14 protein-coding genes are annotated in these 20,134 nt (G+C 72.1%); 10 read left to right on the forward strand and 4 right to left on the reverse strand.

The annotated features are described in order from the left end of the window. Entirely contained in the window at window positions 1–672 is a 672-nt protein-coding gene (locus FB474_RS07110; RefSeq protein ID WP_141788008.1) for a TetR/AcrR family transcriptional regulator, read from the forward strand. Next, on the forward strand, window positions 669–2,627 hold the full coding sequence (locus FB474_RS07115) for an acyl-CoA dehydrogenase family protein (protein ID WP_141788009.1): 1,959 nt from the start codon (window positions 669–671) through the stop codon (window positions 2,625–2,627). Before FB474_RS07110 ends, FB474_RS07115 begins: the two co-directional genes overlap by 4 nt. A 633-nt stretch (window positions 2,628–3,260) precedes the next feature. Here the strand turns inward: FB474_RS07115 and FB474_RS07120 are convergent. From FB474_RS07120 to FB474_RS07135, 4 genes are all read right to left on the reverse strand, one after another. Continuing rightward, the gene (locus tag FB474_RS07120; RefSeq protein WP_141788010.1) at window positions 3,261–8,081 is read right to left on the reverse strand and encodes a DUF4132 domain-containing protein; all 4,821 of its coding nucleotides are present in this window, start codon (window positions 8,079–8,081) and stop codon (window positions 3,261–3,263) included. Between the two features lie 3 nt (window positions 8,082–8,084). Continuing rightward, entirely contained in the window at window positions 8,085–8,489 is a 405-nt protein-coding gene (locus FB474_RS07125; RefSeq protein ID WP_221632467.1) for a hypothetical protein, read from the reverse strand. 117 nt (window positions 8,490–8,606) lie between these two features. Continuing rightward, window positions 8,607–9,587 (reverse strand): tyrosine-type recombinase/integrase, encoded by a 981-nt coding sequence (locus FB474_RS07130; protein ID WP_141788011.1) that lies wholly within the window; start codon window positions 9,585–9,587, stop codon window positions 8,607–8,609. Further along, window positions 9,584–10,741 carry a tyrosine-type recombinase/integrase gene (locus FB474_RS07135; protein WP_141788012.1) on the reverse strand — a complete coding sequence of 386 codons (1,158 nt, stop codon included), beginning with the start codon at window positions 10,739–10,741 and terminating at the stop codon, window positions 9,584–9,586. Before FB474_RS07135 ends, FB474_RS07130 begins: the two co-directional genes overlap by 4 nt. Window positions 10,742–11,110: 369 nt before the next feature. Here FB474_RS07135 and FB474_RS21340 point away from each other — a divergent pair, with 369 nt between their 5' ends. The 8 genes from FB474_RS21340 to FB474_RS07170 all read left to right on the forward strand — a co-directional run bounded on the left by FB474_RS21340 (window position 11,111) and on the right by FB474_RS07170 (window position 20,130). Then, window positions 11,111–11,239: a hypothetical protein gene (locus FB474_RS21340; RefSeq protein WP_281286305.1), complete on the forward strand. Its 129-nt coding sequence runs from the start codon at window positions 11,111–11,113 to the stop codon at window positions 11,237–11,239. A gap of 8 nt (window positions 11,240–11,247) precedes the next feature. Beyond that, complete coding sequence (locus tag FB474_RS07140) at window positions 11,248–11,496, forward strand: DUF7662 domain-containing protein (RefSeq protein ID WP_141788013.1); 249 nt, start codon at window positions 11,248–11,250, stop codon at window positions 11,494–11,496. A gap of 190 nt (window positions 11,497–11,686) precedes the next feature. Next, window positions 11,687–13,045: an MFS transporter gene (locus FB474_RS07145; protein WP_141788014.1), complete on the forward strand. Its 1,359-nt coding sequence runs from the start codon at window positions 11,687–11,689 to the stop codon at window positions 13,043–13,045. 126 nt (window positions 13,046–13,171) lie between these two features. Beyond that, on the forward strand, window positions 13,172–14,215 hold the full coding sequence (locus FB474_RS07150) for a DUF4037 domain-containing protein (RefSeq protein WP_141788015.1): 1,044 nt from the start codon (window positions 13,172–13,174) through the stop codon (window positions 14,213–14,215). Window positions 14,216–14,741: 526 nt separating this feature from the next. Further along, window positions 14,742–15,263 carry a hypothetical protein gene (locus FB474_RS07155; protein WP_141788016.1) on the forward strand — a complete coding sequence of 174 codons (522 nt, stop codon included), beginning with the start codon at window positions 14,742–14,744 and terminating at the stop codon, window positions 15,261–15,263. A gap of 105 nt (window positions 15,264–15,368) precedes the next feature. Then, window positions 15,369–15,758: a DUF3263 domain-containing protein gene (locus FB474_RS07160; RefSeq protein ID WP_246092072.1), complete on the forward strand. Its 390-nt coding sequence runs from the start codon at window positions 15,369–15,371 to the stop codon at window positions 15,756–15,758. 99 nt (window positions 15,759–15,857) lie between these two features. Then, entirely contained in the window at window positions 15,858–16,199 is a 342-nt protein-coding gene (locus FB474_RS07165) for a hypothetical protein (RefSeq protein WP_141788018.1), read from the forward strand. A gap of 334 nt (window positions 16,200–16,533) precedes the next feature. Continuing rightward, entirely contained in the window at window positions 16,534–20,130 is a 3,597-nt protein-coding gene (locus FB474_RS07170; RefSeq protein WP_141788019.1) for a YobI family P-loop NTPase, read from the forward strand. Window positions 20,131–20,134 lie beyond the last annotated feature (4 nt).

Raw genomic sequence — 20,134 nt, forward strand, 5'->3', positions numbered from 1 at the left:
ATGAGCCCCAGCACCCGCGCCGACGGGCGTGACACCCGATGGGCAGAGCACCGCCGGGCCCGGCGTGCCGAGCTGGTGGAGGCGACGATGAAGGCCATCCGCCGGCACGGGGCGGGGGTGGGCATGGACCAGATCGCCGCGCAGGCCGGCACGAGCAAGACCGTCATCTACCGGCACTTCACCGACCGCGCCGGGCTCTACCGTGCCGTGGTGGCCGCCGTGGACGACCTCATCCTGCGCGACCTCGGCTCGGCGCTGGCCACGCCCGGCGCCGGTGACGACCCCCGTGCGCTGGTAGCTGCCGCTGTCGACAGCTACCTCATGCTGGTCGAGCGCGACCCCGAGGTCTACCGCTTCGTGGTGACCCGCCCGCTGCTGGACACCCCGGTGTCCGACGACCCGGTGGCAGGGATGACCTCCCGGATCGCCGATCAGGTCACCGCCGTCCTGGCCGCGCGCCTGCGCCGGGAGGGGCGCGACGACCGCGCCGCCGGCACCTGGGCGCACAGCCTGATCGGCCTGGTCCGGGCCGCCGCCGACCACTGGGTCGCGCAGCCGGGCCGCGAGCCTCGTGAGGTGCTTGCCCGGCAGGTCACCGACCTGGCCTGGGGCGGCCTCGCCGGGGCCCTGCGGCCCCCTGACCGACCCGACGTCCCCGAGGAGAGCCGATGACCGACCTGACTCCGCTCGGTGCCACGCTGCGCGCCGCGCTCGACGGCCGCTGGGCCCAGGTCCGCCAGGAGGCGCGGGAGCGGTTCGCACCCGAGGACCTGCTGACCGACCCGACGCTCGACCAGGAGGCGCACCGGGCGAGGGTGTTCGAGCAGATGCGCCTCCTGGCCGGCACGGGGCACCCGCGCAACGGCTTCCCGGCGGAGTACGGCGGCAGGAACGACGTCGGCGCGTCGGTGACGGCGTTCGAGATGCTCGCGCACGGGGACCTGTCGCTGCTGGTCAAGGCCGGCGTGCACTGGGGGCTCTTCGGCGGCGCCATCGTCAACCTGGGCACCAGGGAGCATCACGAGCGCTACCTGGAGGACGTCATCTCCTTCGCGCTGCCCGGCTGCTTCGCGATGACCGAGGTCGGGCACGGCAGCGACGTGCAGCACCTGCACACCACCGCCACCTACGACCCCGGCACCGGTGAGTTCGTCGTGGACACCCCGCACGAGGGGGCGGTCAAGGCCTACATCGGAGGCGCGGCCCGGGACGGGCGCCTCGCGGTGGTCTTCGCCCAGCTCGTGACCGGAGGCCGCAGCCACGGGGTGCACGCGCTGCTCGTGCCCATCCGCGACGAGGCCGGCCGCGCCTGCCCCGGCGTCGCGATCGGCGACTGCGGTGCCAAGGCCGGCCTCCATGGCGTCGACAACGGCACACTGGCCTTCGACCACGTCCGCGTGCCGCGCACGGCGCTGCTCAACCGGTTCGGCGACGTCGCCGAGGACGGCACCTACTCCAGCCCGATCGAGAACGAGAGCCGCCGCTTCTTCACCATGCTCGGCACCCTGGTGCGCGGCCGGGTGAGCGTGGCCGGCGCCGCGGGCAGCGCCACCAAGACCGCGCTGGCCATCGCCATCCGGTATGCCGTGCAGCGGCGCCAGTTCGCCGCTCCCGGCAGCGACGAGGAGGTCCTCCTGCTCGACTACCGCACGCACCAGCGCAAGCTGCTGCCCGCGCTGGCCACCAGCTATGCGCTGCAGTTCGCCCAGAACGAGCTGGTCGCCTCCCTGCACGAGGTGCACACCGCCGCCGAGCCGGACGAGGTCGCCCAGCGCGAGCTGGAGTCCCGCGTCGCCGGGATCAAGGCGGTGGTCACGTGGCACGCCACCTCGACCATCCAGGCCTGCCGCGAGGCCTGCGGCGGGGCCGGCTACCTGGCGGAGAACCGGTTGCCGGCGCTGAAGGCGGACACCGACGTGTTCACCACTTTCGAGGGCGACAACACGGTGCTGCTTCAGCTGGTGGCCAAGGGGCTGCTCACCGAGTACCGCGACACCTTCGGCGACCTGGACACCCTGGGAATGGTCCGCTTCGCTGCGGGCCAGATTGCCGGCAGCGTCCTCGAGCGCACCGCCACCAGGCCCCTGCTCGAGCGGATCGGCGGCGCCGGCCCGCGCACCCGGGAGGCCGACCTGCGCGACCGGGCCCTGCACCTGCGGTTGTTCGAGGACCGGGAGAAGCACGTGCTTGAGGGCCTGGCGCGACGGCTGCGCCGGGCCGGGGCTCCCGACGCGGACGCGTTCGCGGTGTTCAACGCCGCCCAGGACCACGTGCTGCGGGCAGCCCGGGCGCACGTCGACCGGGTGATACTCGAAGCCTTTGTCGCCGGCATCGAGGCCTGCACCGACCCGGCGGCCCGCGAGACGCTGTCCCGGGTCTGTGACCTCTACGCCCTGTCCACCATCGAGCAGGACAAGGCGTGGTTCCTCGAGCACGGGCGGCTGACCCCCGCCCGGGCCAAGGCGGTGACCGCCGCCGTCAACGCCCTGTGCGCCGAGCTCCGGCCGGACGCCCTGGCCCTGGTCGAGGGCTTCGGCATCCCGGCCGAGTGGCTCGGCGCCCCCATCGCGGCGCAGATGGCGGACGGTGCCCGGCAGCGCGAGGCTACCGTCGCTCAGGACGCCTGAGCGACCGCGACCACGAGCCCGAGAAGGGCGGACGCGCAGGCCCAACCACCCACGACCTCGCCCACCCCTGGGCGCGGGTGACACACCGGTGATGCGACCACAAGTGCGACGGCAGGCTCCCTTGGGAGCCTGCCGTCGCATCACTGCAGGTCAGCCTGCCTCTGTGGCCGGCTGGACCGGGGACTGTCAGATGTCACTGAGCCGTCGTTCGACATCTCATCTCCGCTGCGCTCCGATCAGATGTCACTGAGCCTTCGTTCGACATCTCATCTCCGCTGCGCTCCGATCAGATGTCGAAGTACATGCACAACCACCACATCCTTTGGAGCATGCCTCCGTGTTTATGCAGGTCAGAGGCTTGATCGAAGGTACTTGCGATCGCGCATAGGCGTCCAGTGGGCGCTCGGTCGGGACGACGCTGGGGGAAATATTGGGGGAGCGGCGGTGGGCATGCTGTCTCCCCACCGCCTCCACCGACCACAGGGACAGCGCGCTTTGACGTCGGCATGGCACCTCCCCGCCGGAACTCGGCGTCACCTCGGTTGCCCACTCACCCGGGCGCCGCGCCACCCTGTCCGAAGCATGTAGTGGAAGCCGGACCCCTCGATGGTTCCTCCAGCCTCGAGCGACTCGCTAGCGCACGAGCTGCTCGAGGATGGTCGGGTCCTTGATGGAGTGGTCGCGGGCCAGCAGGACCACCTTCGCGACCACCTCGGCGGTGCGCGGGTCGTCGTCGGCGAAGGGCAGGAAGACCCGGCCGCGGTGCTGGGCGCCGACCGGCACGATGCAGACGGCGTTTCCGGGGATGCGGTGAACGAGGCCAGAGCCGAGGTGCACCGAGTAGGTGCCGAGCGTGCCCTTTACGCGGGCGTGGTGTCCGCCCACCTCGACGTTGCCCAGGCTGAGCAGGGAGGCGGTCTCGTCGACCAATCGGGCGCGCATCTGCACCGACGACTCCGACGTCTCAGGGTCGACGCCGCTGGCGTGGGCGACCGAGACGACCAGGTCGAGGTCGCGCATCACCTCGGAGAAGATCCGCGCGGGCACCTCGGCGAGGGGGAGGGGCTGCCAGGATCCGGCCGGGTGGAAGGTGATATCAGTGACGGTCGCGTCCTCGACCTCGGTCGGCGAGCCCCAGCCGTCGAGCACGTGGCACCAGGCGGTCAGCTTCTCCTGGTGGAACGTGCGCGAGAAGCCCACCTCGAAGTCCGCCACCCAGCCGTGGGAGGCGAAGAGTCCCGCGCCCCGATGGCGCTCGATCTGGTGACCGGCGTACCGGCGTGAGGTGGTGCCTGCCTCGTCGCGCTCGCCGGCCGAGAGCGTGTACAGCTCGCGGAAGACCTGCTTGAACGGCTGCGTCCGCTGCTGGGCCATCACCGCGTGCTGGAAGTCCGGCCACTCGCCCGTGCCGAGCAGGTCCAGCGGGTGGGCCACCCGCAGGGCGCCGCCGATCGCTTCGCGGGACGTTCCGTCCGGTCCCAGCAGCACCGTGGGTTGGTCGCTGGCGAAGCCCGCCACGCCCTCGGCGCTGACCATCACGAGGTCGCGGAGCATCGGGGCCAGTACGGGGTGCCGGAGCAGATCGGCGAGCTCGCCCTGCTCGAACGGGTCGCCCAGAACGCACGAGGCCTCCAGCGACGCCCGCATCCGGCGCGACTGCTGACGCAGCCGGGTGGCGCGCTCCTTCAGGGCCGCGACTTCTGGCACCTTGGCGCTTTTAGCCGGCACGGACTTCAAGGGCTTGCCCGCGCGTTCGGCGGTCAGCTGCGGTGCACCGGCGCTGTCCAGGCTGAGGCTGACGAGGAGGTCTCCGTCGGTGGCGGTGACCGGCCCGTCGGCAAGGTCGCGGACGGCGGCTGCCTCCATCGCCCACACGAGCCGCTGTGGGTCGCGGTAGCCGGCCCCGCGGGCGAGGTTCTCCAGACCCACCTCGACCGCGGTCGACTCCGACGCCCGCCGTTGCGACCCGGCCGTCCGGTCGGATGCGACGAACGCGCGCAGCGTCTCGTAGCGGACCAGCAGCGCCTCCTCGGCGCCCTGGTCCGGGAGCGGTACGAGCCCGAGGGCACGGACGGAGTCCTGGTGGCGCTTGTCGCGGACCCGGGCCGACAGGGCGTCCGCGTCGACGTCGCCGCGGAGGGCCGCGGCGAAGAGCTCCGCCCGCTTGTGGCCGCCGGAGGAGGAGGCGTACTTCGCGGCAGCGAGAACTGGGTCGAAGCGCGCCGGCCCGAGGGTCTCGAGCATGCCCCGGAACCACTCGACATCGACGCCGCCACGGACCAGGTCGGTGCTGTCGAGCGGGGTCCGCTGGCTGACCTCGTTGGCCCACTGGGAACGGATCTGCGCATCCACGCTCCAGCTGTCGTCCTTGGTGTGTGCATGCACCCACCACACTGCGGACTCCAGGCCCGGCCAGCCGAGGTGTTGCTCGATGAGGCCGGACCACTGGGGCGCGTAGACCGCGGTCTCGACGAGGCGCCTGTCAGAGATCCTGGCTGCCTTCACGAGTCGGCCCAGCCCCTCGGGTGTGTCATCGGGCCGGGGCTGGTGGATGCGCACGAGGTGCGAGAGCCCGCTCTCGCGGGAGTCGTTCCAGGCGTAGCCGCGGGCGAACGGTCTCTTGCCGAGGGCGGCCAGCACGTTCACGAGGCTCGCTGCGCCGTACGCCGAGCGGAGTGCCCGTGCGGTCGGCGACAGCGGTGTGGGCAGGTCGCCGCGGCGCACCTCGTGTCCGATGACGGCGCTGCGCACCTCCTCCACGACGGACTGGGCGCGTTCGCCAGCCGCCCAGCGCTCGGGCCTCGGGGCGGTGAGCGCGCCGGTCACGTCGCCATGGCGGGGGCCCACGATGCCGAGGTGGCGTCCTCGGCGGGGGTGCACGACCAAGGCGTCGACCAGGTCGGCACGGGTGGCGATGCCGCGCTCGTACGCGGCCGTGATGATCCGGGCCTTCGGGACCATCCGGTCCGGTCGATCCGGGACATGGGCACGCTCGTCCTGCACCTGACCGTACCCATGCGTGATCGCGACCTCGAGGGTCGGGCCGTCCCACGTGTCGAAGGTGCCCTCCGGCTCGTCGAGGAAGCGCAGGGTCCGCCAAAGCCGGGACAGGTGCGCGTCGGACAGGGTCGCCGGGTCGAGTCGGTCGTCCAGGCCGCGGAACAGCGCACCGAAGGTGCTCACCCGGTCGTCGCCGCCGATGATGTTCCCCCACTGGTCGCGCTCCAGTCGTCGACCGCGTTTCGCCATCACTTCGGGCGGGCCCATCAGCCCCTCGGGCGGCAGGGCGGCCGCTGCGGTGTCGAGCAGGTCCAGGACCGGGGTGGCCCAGCTCGGCCGCCACGCGTGGGCCGCGACCTGGCCGATGACCTGGCCGCGCAGCGAGTTCAGCTGGGGGCTGCGGACTGCGTCCCGGGCCGGCCCGATGACGAGGCGGTTGAGATGGCGCACCCAGTCGCCCTGGCCTTGGCCCATGAGGCTCAGCAACGCCAGCTCGACACCGCCGTCGGTCAACTGGTGGCGGGTTCGCTCCCACCACGGCTCCAGGAGTTCTGCCAGGGGTAGGGCGCCGTCGCGGGACTGGCCGATCCACCGCACGTTGGCGAGCAGCTCGACGCCGTTGTTGGTGTGCACCTCCGTGTCCGCGTGCTCGTCGAGCCAGGCGCCGAGCGAGCTCCACACGAGTGCACAACCCCGGTGATAACGCTCCCAGACGTGCGCGGGGGGCGGCTCCGGCCGCACGGCGGGGGTGCGGTCGGCCGGACTGAACCGGACGGCCGGCGGGATCTCCAAGGAGGGCGGTGCCTCGGGCGCGGTCGCCTGGCCGGTGAGCAGACCCAGCTCCGCGGCGGCTCGCTGCTGCTCGGCGGTGCCGCCGGCGAGGCGCGCCGCCGAGGCGGCCACACCGGCGGTGTCCTGCTTCTGCAGAAGGGTGAGTGCGGTGGTGCGTAGGTCGGCCGACTTGCGGGTCAGCGCCTGCTCCAGAAGGGCTGCCTCCTCGGGGGTGATCGCCGGCAGTCCGGACAAGGCGTTGGCGGCTAGACCACGGACGTGTGTGGACAGGTCGGTGAGGAAGCCGAAGAGCAGCGCCCGGTTGCCCACCGGGTCGGCGGCGTAGCGGCGGACCGCGTCGTATCGGCCGTCCGAGGACGCGGCCGCGACCATCAGGGGGTCGAGGCGGTCCCCCGGGGTGTGGGCGATGATGACGTCGGCCGCTAGCGCGGCGCCGATCTTCTGGACCCGGCGGCCGAGGATCCCGGTCTCCACGTCGCGGGTCTTGCCCAGGGTCTCGACCCGCTTGGTCAGGGCGGCCCGGACGCGTGGGGGCAGCTCGCCTGCGGACTCCTTGCCGTGCGTCGACGTTGGCCAGGCGGCGACCGCTGCGGCGTACACCGGGATCGCGGGGTCCTCCAGCGCACAAACCAGCTCCTCGCCCGCGGACGGCAGCGCCAGGTCGGTGAGCAGGCGGGCGGCGGCTAGGCGGTGTGCCTGGTCGGGGTGGTCGAGCAGCGCGGCAGCGACCGGCACCGTCGCGGGGGCGTCGCGGAGAGCAAGGGTCCACAGGCCGAGGTAGGCCGTTGCCGCATTGGCCTCGCGCAGGTCTGCCGCGGAGGGCCGCCTCTGCAGGAAGCCGAGGGTGGTGTGCAGCGCGTCGGAGAGCTGACGCCCCCGCCGGACGTCGAGCTCGTCGCCGAACCAGACGCCGACGGCTCGTACGGTCCCGGCGAAGCGGGTCAGGTCCAGTTCCACGACGCGCCCCAGCAGGCGGGTGAACGCCTGCGGGTGCGCCACATCTGCGGCCTCGAGGATCGCCTGACGAACCCCCTCGGCGCGTTGCGCGGAGACGAGCAGCGCCTCGACCACCTCCCAGCCGGCCGGGTCGGCCGCCGCGAGCAGGGCGGCGTACGCCTGGGCGCTGGGACCGCTGACCGGGTGCCGGGCCTGGAGGCTGTCGCGCAGGATCGCCGCGATCTCACGGTTGCCCGCGTCGATGGCGGAGGCCAGCACGCCACCGAGCGGGACGACGCCGCCCGCATGCAGCAGCCACGACGCCTGCCAGGTGAGCGGTTGGGGGTACCGGCAGCCGTGGACGAGCAGCCGCCCCAGCTCGTGCCACCGGCCCGGGCGCGAGTGCTCCGGGTCGGGAGAGCGGTAGGCACGGCGGTCCCAGCCGCGCTGGTACGGCGCCGAGCGGGACCACTCCCACCACCGGGATAGGTCGGCTCCCATCTCGGGGCTGAGCGCCCCGAGCACCTTGGCCCGCTTGCCCTCTGACAGCTGGTCGAGCTCGGCGGCAAGGGGCTCCCACGGCTGCCGACGGTCGCCCATCGCCGCCGCGATGCGCGACGCCAACGACGGCGCAATCCGCTTGCGGACCCGAACTCCCTTGCGCCAGTCGGCGTCTGACGCGGCGTACTTGCGCAGCTCGACGGCAGCCTGTTCCCCCGACAGCACGGTTCAGCCCCCGGCCAGCGCGACGAGCCGCACGAGGCGCAGCGTCGAGTCGGGGCGGACGGGGAGAGGCGAGTCGAGGTCCTCGACCTGGCAGCCGTCGAGGAAGGCGAAGTAGAGCCCGTCGTCGAAGGCCTCGATCGCGCGCGCCAGCGCGACCTCGTATGTCGGTGCGGTGCGTGCTGCCTTGACCTCGCGGCCGTAGCGGCCGCTCCCAACACCGCGGGCGAGGTCAGCAGGGGTCAGCACTCGAAGGGCCCGGTTGGCCTCGCGTCGGGAGTCGTATGCCGCGAGCTCGTGGCGCACCAGCACCCCGAGCAGTTGGCGCATGGTCACGACGTCGGCCGGGACGGCCACGTCGTGGTCATCGAGTCCGGAGCTGTCCCCCACGATCCTGGTCTGGACGATCACCGCGCCACTGTGACATCGATCCCCGACATCGGCACGCGGTCCGCCCAAACACGCCCTACGGGGCTGAGCCAGTGGACCTGCGAGCCAACGTGCCGTTGGTAGGCCGGAAGGGGTGGGTTACCCGTAGAGCCTGGGCAAGACCAACGTCTCCACCGCGGCGCGCTGCCGGGCCAAGGGACGCCGGTCGTAGCTGGCGGTGGTGGCTGGGTTCGTGTGGCCGACGACCTTGGCGACCAGCGCGAGATCGGTGGTTTCCAGCAGGGTGCTGATGACGAAGCGGCGCAGGTCGTGGGCGCCGACCCCGTCGTACCCGGCCTCCAGCGCCCGGGCGCGGATGATCTTGCGGGCCTGGTGGGTACTCAAGGCGCCGTGCTCCAGCAGGGGTCGACCCGTGCGGGATAGGGGCACGAACAGGAACCCGGGCTGGCTGCCGCGCACCTCGAGCCAGGCCCGGAGGGCCTGTACGGCGGCGGGGTGGAGCCACGCGTTGCGCTGGCGGCCGCTCTTGGTGCGCTCGAGCCAGATCCGGGCCTGGTCGAGGTGGATGTCGTGCAGCCGGACGCCGGTGATCTCGTGGGCCCGGGCCCCGGAGCTGGCGCCGGCCAGGAGGAGGGCGGTGTCGCGCAGGCGGGTGACGTCGCCGCCGCTGCCGCTGGCGGCGGTACGCACGATCCCCTCGATGTCCGCCTCGGACAGGAAGCGGCCGGCGGGGGGACGCTGCTGGCCGCCCTTGGCCTCGAAGGCGGTGGCGCTGCGGTACTCGTCGTAGGTCAGCAACCCGACCCGGCGGCAGCAGTCGAGCATCACGCGCAGCGCCGAGGCGTCCTTGGTGGCGGTCTTGGCCGCGTAGCGCTCGGCGACGGTGCCCCACATCTGCTCGCTGAGGTCGGCGTCCACGACCAGCTCCCACGGGAAGGTTCGCTCGTTGCAGGTCCCGTCGGTGAAGCCGGTGGCCAGGCGGCGCAGCGCGCCGACCATGGCGCGCTGGCTCTCGGGGTTGTGCCGGTAGCGGGCCTTGAACGCCGCCAGGGCCTGGGACCGCAGCTCCAGCACCTCGGCCTCCTCGGCCGTGACCGTGTGCAGCGGCGCGGCGCTCATGCCGCGCCGTCCACGTGCGGCAGTTCCACCGGTCGCCCGGCGACGGACGGCAGGTCCAGGCTGGCGACCGCGGCGCGCTGCTCGTCCTCGTCGGCCAGGTCGTAGATCAGCGTGCTGGACAGCTTGGTGTGGTTGAGCAGTTTGCCGACCAGGGCCACGTCGTGGGAGCGGAGCAGCTCGGTGGCGAAGGTCCGCCGGAAGTCGTGGCAGCCGAACGGGGGGATCCCGACGGTGCGGGCATGCAGCTGGATCCGCTGCTGGATGTAGTTGGGGTTCAGGTGGCGCAGGCCGTGGCCGGGCAGGGGGGTGAACAGGGCTCCGGGGGCGTGACCTCGGATGCCAAGCCACCGATCCAGGTACGGCACGGCGTCAGGGTGGAGAAAGACCAGGTGGTCCCGACCATTCTTCGTGTCGCGCAGGCACATGGTCTGGTCGGCACGCTCCCAGTCGGCCAGGTCGAGGCCGGCGAGCTCACCGACGCGCATCCCGGTGGTGCGCAGCAGGGCGACGATGGCGGTGTCCCGGGCGGCGCCCTTGGGGGTGGGCTGGTCCTCACAGGCCGCGAGAAGGGCGGCGACCTCGCTGGGGGCCAGTCGGCGCCGCTTGGTCGAGGGGCCGGGAGCGACGGTGTACAGCTCCTCCAGCAACTCGTCACGCCGCAGGGCGCTGATCAGGCCGACCCGGTGGCACTGGGTCACCACGCGGCGCACCACCGAGACGGCGTCGTTGCGGGAGCTCTGCTTGGGGTACGCCCGGTACACCTCGCGGCGGTATTCCGCGGCCGCGTCGGCGTCGAGGTGGTGCCAGGGGAAGGAGTGCGGGTCGGTGCCAGTCACGCTGCGGCCGGGCATTCCGGCCAGGCGGGCGTGAGCCCCGGCGAGCTTGTACCGGAAGTTGGCCCGGGACCGTCCTGCCTTCTGCCGGGCCAGCACCCGGTCCACCGGGTGGCGGCCCGCCGGCAGGGCCAGGATCGCAGCCGGGTCCGGGTCGGCCCAGGCCTCCGGTCGGCCGTGGTCGCGGGTGTGCTGGCTGCGTCGGTGCGCGGCGGCGGCCCGGAACACGGCGAACGCGCTCGGCCCGCCCGGTGCGGCGGGGGTGGCGTCCGGCCGCGGCTGCTGGGGGTCGGGGGTCGCGGGGGACCCCGCGGTGGTCATGTCATTCACGGTAAGTGCCTTCCGACCGGCTGAACCGGTCCGTCCGGAAGGGGACGGGAATAGCTCTTCCCGTGCCCTTCGCCGTCCGATCTGGACGACGCCCGTGACAGTCCGTGGCGGGGAAGCCGGCGCAGTCAGCCCTTGCGAAGCCGAGCGGAGGCGTCAGCCCCCCCGGCGCCGACGGTCCAGCGTGGAGCGCACCGTGCAGCCCAGAGTGGCGCGGTGAGGCTGCACGGGGAGGCCGAGCTGTGGGGGGGACCGCCAGCACGAGCTGGACCCGCCGCTGACCGGGGTCGCGCTGGCGGCGGGCGCTCGGCGTCAGCGCGCAGAGCCTGCGTCAGGCCGAGCGCGGGGCCGGGGATGTTGTCCGTGGCGGTCCTGGTCAGCCTGGCCGGGCGCACCGGCCGACGCCCGGTGCTCGCGCCCTCGGGTCAGGGGCTGCGGGTGCCGCCGTGGGTGGCCGCGTCGGGGCGCGGCCGGCCGGCCGGGGCGCCATGATGGCCGGCATGGGCAAGTACGACGAGCTGCGCGACTTCCTAAGGCACCAGCGGCTGGCCCAGGTGACGCTGACCTTCGCCGAGGTGGCCGGGGTCGTGCCCGGCGGGCTGCCGCCCAGCGCCTACGTGCACCGCGCCTGGTGGGCCAACGAGGAGTCCGGGACGCACTCCCACGCCCGGTCCTGGCTGCACGCCGGGTACCGCACCACCGACGTGAACCTGACCGCTGGCCGGGTCACGTTCACCCGGGCCGACTGAACGGGGGGACGTTCGACAACAACGGGCGCCCAGGCCGCCCTCCTCTACGACGTCTACGAGCGGATCCTCGCCGCATCTGCTCACCGACCACACCCCCGGCCCCGGCCCTGACCCGGCCTATCTGGTGCCCGCTCTGCGCGCACACCGACGAGCCGCCGACGACTGAACCCAAACGTCAGAGGAGTCGCTGATGGCATCAGATCGGACCCCGGTTGACATCCCCGGCGAGCAGCCGGCAGCGACCGGGCCTGCCGAAGTGCCGGGCTCGTCGTCGCTGTGGCGCAACGGGGACTACATGTGCTGGTGGAGCGGCAATGCGGTGTCGCTGTTGGGCAGCAACCTGTCGGTGATGGCGTTCCCGCTGCTGGCGGTGTTCATCACCGGGTCGGTGCTCGACGCCGGGATCATCGCGGCGGCGGGGCGTATCGGCGGGCTGATTACCCTGCTCTGGGGTGGGGCGCTGGCGGATCGGCGGTCGCGCAAGGCGGTGCTGGTGGCGGCCCCGGTGCTGCAGGCCGTCCTGATGGGCGTGGTCACGGTCTCGCTGCTCAGCGGCCCGGTGCGCGTCAACCTGCTCGCGGTGCTGGCACTGTTGTCCGGGCTGGTCAACGGGGTGCGCTACGGGGCGGTACTGCCGGCGCTGCGCCGGATCGTGCCCAAGGAGCAGTTTGCCGCCCGCGCGGCCCAGGAGCAGGGTCTGGCGATGGGGGCGCAGCTCGCCGGTTCGCCGCTGGCCGCGCTGTTGTTCTCGGCGGCGCGGTGGCTGCCGTTCGGAGTCGACGCCGTGTCGTTCTTCTTCGCCGCGATCGGCGCCGCCTTGATCCGGCGCCCGCTGGGACCCGACCGGCAGACCGGTGAGGACGCACCGCCGTCGCCGAGCGTGCTCGCCGACATCCGGGACGGGTTCCGGGTCATCGGGCACCACGACTTCCTGCGGTTCACCACCGGCTGGGTCGCGGTCACTAACCTGGTCGGCAACAGCTTCATGCTGCTGCTGGTGGCGCTGCTCGCCGAGCGCGGCGCCTCGCCTCAGCTGATCGGTGTCACCAACGCCGGGGTCCTCGCCGGTGGCATCCTCGGGGCGCTGCTGGCCGGGGCGATCCTGCGCCGCGTCCGGGCGCTGCGCGCATTCCGGGCCGGCGGCTGGATCTACGTGGCCAGTCTCGGCCTCGCCGCCGTGCTGCCGGCGCCGTGGCAGATCGGCCTGGCCACCGCGGTCTTCACCTTCGCCTCGGTGCCCATGGTCACGGTGTGGGAGTCGTACACCGCTCGGCTGGTCCCGGACGCGCTGGCCGGGCGCATCGGCGCGGCGTCGGCGTTCTGCGCCCAGTCGCTGACCTGGGTCGGCATGCTCCTGGCCGGTTGGCTCGCGCACGCGTTCGGCGCCACCGTCGCGGCGCTGTGCTTCGCCGCGATCCTGGTCCCGTACGCGGTCGCCGGGCATTTTGCCCGCTCGCTGGCGATCCTGCGCTGCCCACTCGAGCATGTCGAAGAACTGCAGCCCATCGGTGCCTCCGGTCTGGAGGACCGGAAGGAGCCCACCGTCTGACCCCGTCCGCCGAAGCGTCGAACGGCACCGGTCGTCGACGTCATCGACCGACTCCGGGCTCGTGATGCCAGCGAACGGGCGCGGCGGCAGACGTCACCTGCGGCCCGGGGCTGGCACGATCAGGCCGTGACTATCAGCGGAACCGAGCTGTCGCGCGCGTACTTTCACCATGTCGTCGAGCCCGTCGTGCGCCAGCGTTGGCCCGAGATGGCCTGTGCGGCGGCGCGACTGGGGAGCGGGTCCGACGTGCTCGGCCTCGACGACGAGATGTCGCGCGACCACGACTGGGGGCTGCGCCTCAACCTCCTCGTCCCGGCAGCCCTCGCCGATGACGTCGACGCGCATCTGTCCGAGCGCCTGCCCGAGTCCTACGCCGGTCATCCGGTGCGGTTCGCTACTACGTGGGACCCGGTCGTGCGGCATCGCGTGCAGGTCGAGACGGCGCGCGGGCTCGCCGTGTCCCGGCTCGGCGTGGACCCCACCCGGGATCTCGGGGTCGAGGAGTGGCTGTCGCTCACGGGTCAGGCCGTTCTCGAGGTCACCGCGGGCGAGGTGTTCGCCGACGACGCGGGCGAGCTCGCCGGCATACGCAGACGGCTCGAGTGGTATCCCGACGACGTGTGGCGTCACGTCGTCGCGACGGACTGGGCACGTCTCGCGCAGGAGCTGCCGTTCATCGGCCGGACGGGCGAGCGCGGTGACGAGCTCGGGTCGCGGGTCGTGGCGGCGCGGCTCGCAGGGGTTGTGATGCACCTGGCTCACCTGCTCGAGCGCACGTGGCCGCCCTACGCCAAGTGGCTCGGCACGAGCGTCGCCCGGCTGCCCCGGGGGCGTGCGGTGCTCGACCCCCTGCATGCGTGCGTGGCGGCGGCCGACTGGCGCACGCGGGAGGCGCGCCTCGTCGAGGCGCTCATGGTGTTGGGTCGGCTCCAGAGCGAGGTCGGGCTGCCGACCGTGGAGGACCCGGTCGAGCCGTTCTGGGACCGGCCCTACCGCGGCGTACGCGAGGACGCCGTCCGCGTGGTCGAGGACGCCGTCCGCGTGGTCGAGGACGCCATCACGGACCAGGAGGTAAGAGCCCTACCTCGGGGCGTCGGGTCGGCCGAGCAGTGGAGCGACAACGTCGAGGTCCTGGTGAACACGACGCGAAGACGGCCGCCCGAACCCTGACATGTTCGTGATGGTCTGGCCGCGCCGGCTAGTTACAGAGCCGGGGTGATCTGCGTGTCCGGGGTGCCGCCCAGCGCCTGCGCGCACCGCGCCTGGCGGGCCAACGAGGAGTCCGGGGCGCACTCCCATGTCCGGCCTGGGTGCAGGCCGGGTACCGCACCACGGACGTGAACCTGACCGCGGGCCGGGCCACCTTCACCCGCGCCGGCTGAGACCGCACGTCACGCCGGCGGGGTGGTGCCAGCGCCCGCGCCGATTGCGTGGCGAGCTGACGGGGGAGGCTGCACCGGCGCCTGCTCTAGCGTGCTCTAAACGCCGCGTTCTTGCTCTAGCGGCAATCGTCCCGGCCGGGCCGTGGGGGAGTCCGAACCGCACGGCAGCCCCCGGGAGGGTGCCCGGCGCCATGCGTAAACGGGAGCGTAGAGCGTGCGTAAACGGTAGCGCGGGGCGTGCGTAAACGGTCCAGTAGCGCATGGCGTGCTGCCAACGGGACAGACGGTCGCACCCTGGCGGCACCATGAGGGGCATGAGCGAGCCCCACACCCCGGACGAACGTGGCAGTTCCCCGGGTGACCACGAGGCACCAGCCGACGAGACGGTCGCCGCCTCGGGAGCCGAGCAGCCAGGCCCTGCCGAGCGGCCGGCCCGGCTCGAGGAACAGCTGGCCGAGGCCCGGGCCTGGGCGCGAGCCGAGTACTGGCAGAGGTGGGATCTGCGTGTGACCGACCCGGACCACCCGCCGGCGTGGCTCATGGTCGACGCCCCCGACGCCCCCGAGGAGACCCTGCTCGAGGCGGACCTCAACGCCGAAGACGACGACGGCAACAACTGGACCCTCGTCGAGATGGACCAGTTCGACCCGGCCCGCGTGTACCCCGGGGCGCGGCTGCTCGCGGGCCGGCCAGGGTTCGCCGCCCCGGCGCAGGTGCTGCGCACCGAGCTGTTCCTCACCACCAGCGGCGCGGTGAGGGTCCTGGTGACGTTCCGCCAGACGGCGTTGCGGACCCTGGAGGAGGCGCTCGGCTCCCACCCCGAGCCGGACGCCTGAGCCGCACGACACCCTCGGGACGCCGCTCACGCCCGGGTGACCTTGGGCCGGGCAGTCAAGGGCCGCCTAGTGCCGCGGCCCGCACCTGGCGCACGCTGGGTGGGTGTGAGCGGGCTGAGCGAACGGGACCGCGCCATCCTCGACTTCGAGGCGGTCGCGGTGTCCCCGGCGGGCACCGGCGCCAAGGAGGAGGCCATCCGGGACCGGTGCGGCCTAGGCGTCACCGCGTACTACCAGCGCCTGAACGCCCTGATCGACACCCGTGAGGCGCTGGCCTACGCCCCGGGGCTGGTGCGCCGGCTGCGGCGGGTGCGCCGGGCTCGGGTGCGCAGCCGCCGGGACCGCAGCGCGGACTTAGCTCACGTCGAGCGCGGCCATGCTGCCCGCCGCCAGGTCTGCCAAGGTGGATCACACGCGCCGCACCCGCGGCATCGGCGCGACGTGCCACGGGCAGAAACGTCTACATTCCTGCGGGTGAAACACGCAGGAATGTAGACGTTTCTGCCAGGCGCGCACGCAGGAACGTAGGGGCTTGGGTGCGTCCCTGCGCGGCGCTGGCCGGGGCATGTCGGCGGCCGGTGCCACGCTTAGGCCATGACCGCAGACGGCAGCGCTGGCCCCGCACCGCAGGCACGCCCGGTCGGGGCCGGAGAGACGGTGGACGAGCTGGGTCCAGGGATGAGCGGGCGGTGGGTGGTGCACACCCGCGGCTCCACCCACGTGTGGGACATGGACGCGCGCACCTACGCCCGGCACCCGCGCACCCCGGCCGCGGCTATGCCGCACGACGGGGTCGACCACCCCATCCGGTCCGTGGGCGCCTGGCCGCGGGTCGGCGCCCACTCCTACGTAGTCTTCGACGACCCGCAACACTCGGCCCTCGAGCACTGGCGCCAGTCCGGCACCATCCTGTCCATCGTCCCGGCGGTGGACTGAGCCGGGTCTGCCGCGGGGCCGCGCCGGGCTCACGACGGCACCGCTAAAGGCCAGATGAGCAGATGAGCGGACCATCGCGCGGCTAAGGTCGAAACCTCGTGATGACGCGACGCCGGCGCGGACAGTCACGCTCATGACATCTGTGGAGGGCAGAGCAGTGACAGGGGCAGGGGGAGAGGCGTCGTTGACGCCCGAGGGCAAGGCTCGCCACGAGGTCGACGTCCCTCTGGCCCCGGACGGGCCGAGCGTGGCCGGTTCTTCGGCGTTGCCGGCGTCAGCGGCGCCCACCGAATCGGGCGCGTCAGGCCCGCTGTCCGAAGTGTCGCTGCGGTCGTTGGCACCTCACTTCGAGGAGGCCCAGCACCGCGCCTACGTCCAGCGGCTGGAGGAGGCGCTCGGGGGGCAGGAGAACCTCAACATTGCACTCACCGGGCGGTACGGGACCGGGAAGTCCAGCGTCCTGGACGGGTTCGAACAGAACCACAAGGCCACCACGCTCCGCCTGGCCATCTCCACGCTCGCACCGAGCGCCGAGGGCGTGACCCTGACAAACCGCATCCAGAAGGAGCTCGTCAAGCAGCTGCTCTACAGCGCGACCGCTCGCACAGTGCGGCACTCGCGCTTTCGGCGCATCCGCCCCTTGTCCAGGTTGCGCGCGGTCGGTGAATCCGCCACCGCGGTGGGCTTGCTCGGGCTCCTGCTCGGACTGCTGGGGTGGCTGCCGTCACCGGCCTGGGCCGGGGCCGGTCAGCCGTGGCCCGTCCGGGTGGGCCTCTGGGGGCTCGTGGGCAGCCTGATGGTCGTGCCTCTCGCGGTGACGCGTCTGGTGACCTACGACCGCTTCTTCGTATCCGACCTGTCCGCGGCGGGGGCGTCGGTCAAGCTGTCGACCAAGACGGCCACCTACTTCGACGAATACCTGGACGAGATCGTCCACTTCTTCAACGCCGAGCCCTACGACATCGTCATCCTCGAAGACCTGGACCGCTTCGACGACCCGCAAATCTTCGAGGCGCTGCGCGAGCTCAACACCCTGCTCAACCACACCCCGGAGCGCCTGAAGAAGGACACGCCCCTCCGGTTCGTGTACGCGGTGCGGGACAGCCTGTTCGAGCAGCTGGGCGCCGACACCAAGGAGAAGGCCTCCGACGCCGCGGTGGCGGAGACCGTCCGGGCGAACCGGACCAAGTTCTTCGACCTGGTCATTCCGGTCGTCCCATTCATCTCCCACCGCAACGCGCGCGAGCTGCTCACCGAGCTGCTGGACAAGGCCGGCGTGACGACGGTGGACCGCCGCCTGGTCGACCTGGTCGCGCGGCACACCACCGACATGCGCCTGCTGATGAACATGCGCAACGAGTACCTGGTGTTCGCCGAGCGCCTGCTGGAGTCGGACAGTCCCGCGCCCGAGCTGAACGCGAGCAAGCTCTTCGCCCTGGTGGCCTACAAGAACTTCCACCTGAGGGACTTCGAGCAGATCGCACGCCGCGGCAGCGACCTGGACAGCCTCTACACTCACCGCCGCGACCTGGTGCGCGCAGCGGTCGCCGAGCGGGAGAAGAGGAAGCGTGACCTTGCCGCTGGCCGGGTACGGGCTCGATCCATTGCCCCCGTCGCGCGGAAAGTCGGCGACCGCCTTCGAGCCCTCGGGCAGGCTGCGCTCGCTGGCTCCAACTGGCCGGGCTACCAACTTCGGTTCTCCGTGAGCTCCACGAGGTACGACCCCGACGAACTGGCATCAACCGAGTTCTGGGCCGAAGCTGCTGAAGCCGCCGAGGTCGTGATCCTCGCCCAGAGCCACCCGGGAGCCGGTCCCCAGCGGGTCATGACGTTGGGGGAAGACGCTCTCGGTGCTCTCTTTCCGGAGGCATTGACCAAGAACCGGTGGGACACCTTGGGCGACGAAGCCGCCCGGGCCGAGCTCGCAGAGCTCGATGCGGACATCGCGTTCCTCCGCGGTGCCGACTTCCACGACCTGGCCGCTGCGGGGGGGTTCACCTTCAGGGTGGACGAAACCGACCAGACGTTCACCCAGATCATCGACGCGACCATGAAGTCGGACCTCGCCCGGGACCTGGTCAAACGCGGCTACCTCGACCGGAACTTCCCCCTCTACGCGGCCCTGTTCTACGGTCACTTCACCGGGGTCGACGTCGCCACGTTCATCGTGCAGACCGTGCAGACCCACACCATGGACATCGACTACCGGTTCACCAGCCCCGCATCCGTCGCCAACCTGCTGGACGAGGCGAGCGAGGACTTCACCCAGACCATCAGCGCCTACAACATCGCCGTGCTCGACCACCTGCTCGCGACCTCCGATGAGCGCGCAACGAACATCGTCGACCACCTGATCGCCGACTTCGACGATCCGGCCCAGGAGTTCGTGACGGCCTACCTCACCTCGGGTGAGCAGCGCACCCGACTGGCGGCGCAGCTGAGCGGTCGCCGCTGGCGCAAGGTCTTCCCGTACCTCGTTGCCAGCGAGAGCGTCCCCGACGACGTGCGCCCCGAGCTCGTCAACGCCGCGCTCCTGGCCGGCGACCCCGAAGCGCCGTACGACCTCGGTCTCCAGGTCAGCGAGTTCCTGGTCGAGCACTACCCGAGCATGTCCGCCTTCACCGAGGCCCACGACGAGTCCGTCACTCGCACGGTCGCGACCCTCCTCGAGCAGGCCGACGTGTCCGTTCCTGACCTCGAAGCGGTGCACGAGACGCTCCGGGAGCAGGTCGTCGACCGGAACCTCTACCGCCTCACAGCCCCCAACCTGCGGGCCGCTCTCGACCTCACGGGTGACGTGAGCCTCGACCGGGTGCGCGCCAACAAGACCGTGTACCAGTACTGCCTCGCCAACCCCTCGGAGTACCTGTCCGCAGTCGAACTGGACGACGAGACCCCGCACGCGGTTCGCACGACCGAGACCCTCACCGCGGTGCTGTCGGAGGTGGCCGACGACTGGAACCCGGACCAGGTTCGGCAGCTGGCGGACGGCGCGGCGACGGAGAGTGCCTTGCAGCGTCTGGACGAGGTTCCGACATCGTCGTGGCCGGCCCTCGCCGCAGCCAAGCTCTTCCGCCCCTCCCTGGCCAACCTCGAGGCTTACCGGGCCGAGGTCGGGACGATCGACGCACACCTGGCCGCCCTGCTCCTCGAGGCCGGCCAGATCGACACCGACGAGGACGAAGCCGCCGCCGACAGGCAACCGGACAAGGTGGCCGCCGCCGTCGCGCTCCTCAACGCGGGCGACACCATCCGGGAACCCGCGGACCGGGTCACCCTGGTCCGCAGTCTCAACCTCGAGGGACCCCTCACAGCGGCGAACCTCACCCCGGAGCCGAGTCACCTGTTCGCGCTCCTCCTCCAGCACCGCCTGGTCGCCGACGACGCGACCTCCTTCAGCCACTTCCACGAAGCCGGGTGGGAGGCCATGGGGCCGGCAATCCTCGCGTCCGACCACATCGAGGAGTTCCTCACCGCCGACCTGGTCGAGGCGATGGTCGCGGACCTGTTCCGTAGCCCGCACGTTCGCGACAAGGTCGGCCGGCTGGTGTTGGAGGACCTGGAGCAGTTCGTGCCCGACGACGACGGCCCCGCGCTCATCGCCGCGGCCGACTTCGCCGTGGACCACGGAGTTCCGCTGCCGCTGGACCAGGTCCGCCGGGTCGCGGCCACCGGTCAGGCGACAGCGCCAGACCTCACGGTCCGGCTGCTGGTCATGGCCACCCCGCCGCCCACGGCGGATGACATCGTGGCCACGCTGACCGAGCTCGGGCCGCCCTACAACAACTTGACCACCCATTCCCAGACCACGTTCGACGTCCCGGATGACGACGCGCACCGGGCCCTGTTCCAGACCTTGACGGCGGCCGACATCTGCACGACCAGGAGGAAGAACAGACACCGGGTCGTGAAGCTGGCCCCACCGGCCTGAAGGC

Source organism: Oryzihumus leptocrescens (genome assembly GCF_006716205.1).
Taxonomy (GTDB): Bacteria; Actinomycetota; Actinomycetes; order Actinomycetales; family Dermatophilaceae; genus Oryzihumus; species Oryzihumus leptocrescens.

What these genes read in the sequence shown, in the direction of transcription:
- FB474_RS07110 (WP_141788008.1), top strand. Translation starts at nt 1, where the DNA reads ATGAGCCCCAGCACCCGCGCCGACGGGCGTGACACCCGATGGGCAGAG.
- FB474_RS07115 (WP_141788009.1), top strand. Translation starts at nt 669, where the DNA reads ATGACCGACCTGACTCCGCTCGGTGCCACGCTGCGCGCCGCGCTCGAC.
- FB474_RS07130 (WP_141788011.1), bottom strand. Translation starts at nt 9,587, where the DNA reads ATGAGCGCCGCGCCGCTGCACACGGTCACGGCCGAGGAGGCCGAGGTG.
- FB474_RS07135 (WP_141788012.1), bottom strand. Translation starts at nt 10,741, where the DNA reads ATGACCACCGCGGGGTCCCCCGCGACCCCCGACCCCCAGCAGCCGCGG.
- FB474_RS07140 (WP_141788013.1), top strand. Translation starts at nt 11,248, where the DNA reads ATGGGCAAGTACGACGAGCTGCGCGACTTCCTAAGGCACCAGCGGCTG.
- FB474_RS07145 (WP_141788014.1), top strand. Translation starts at nt 11,687, where the DNA reads ATGGCATCAGATCGGACCCCGGTTGACATCCCCGGCGAGCAGCCGGCA.
- FB474_RS07155 (WP_141788016.1), top strand. Translation starts at nt 14,742, where the DNA reads ATGAGCGAGCCCCACACCCCGGACGAACGTGGCAGTTCCCCGGGTGAC.
- FB474_RS07165 (WP_141788018.1), top strand. Translation starts at nt 15,858, where the DNA reads ATGACCGCAGACGGCAGCGCTGGCCCCGCACCGCAGGCACGCCCGGTC.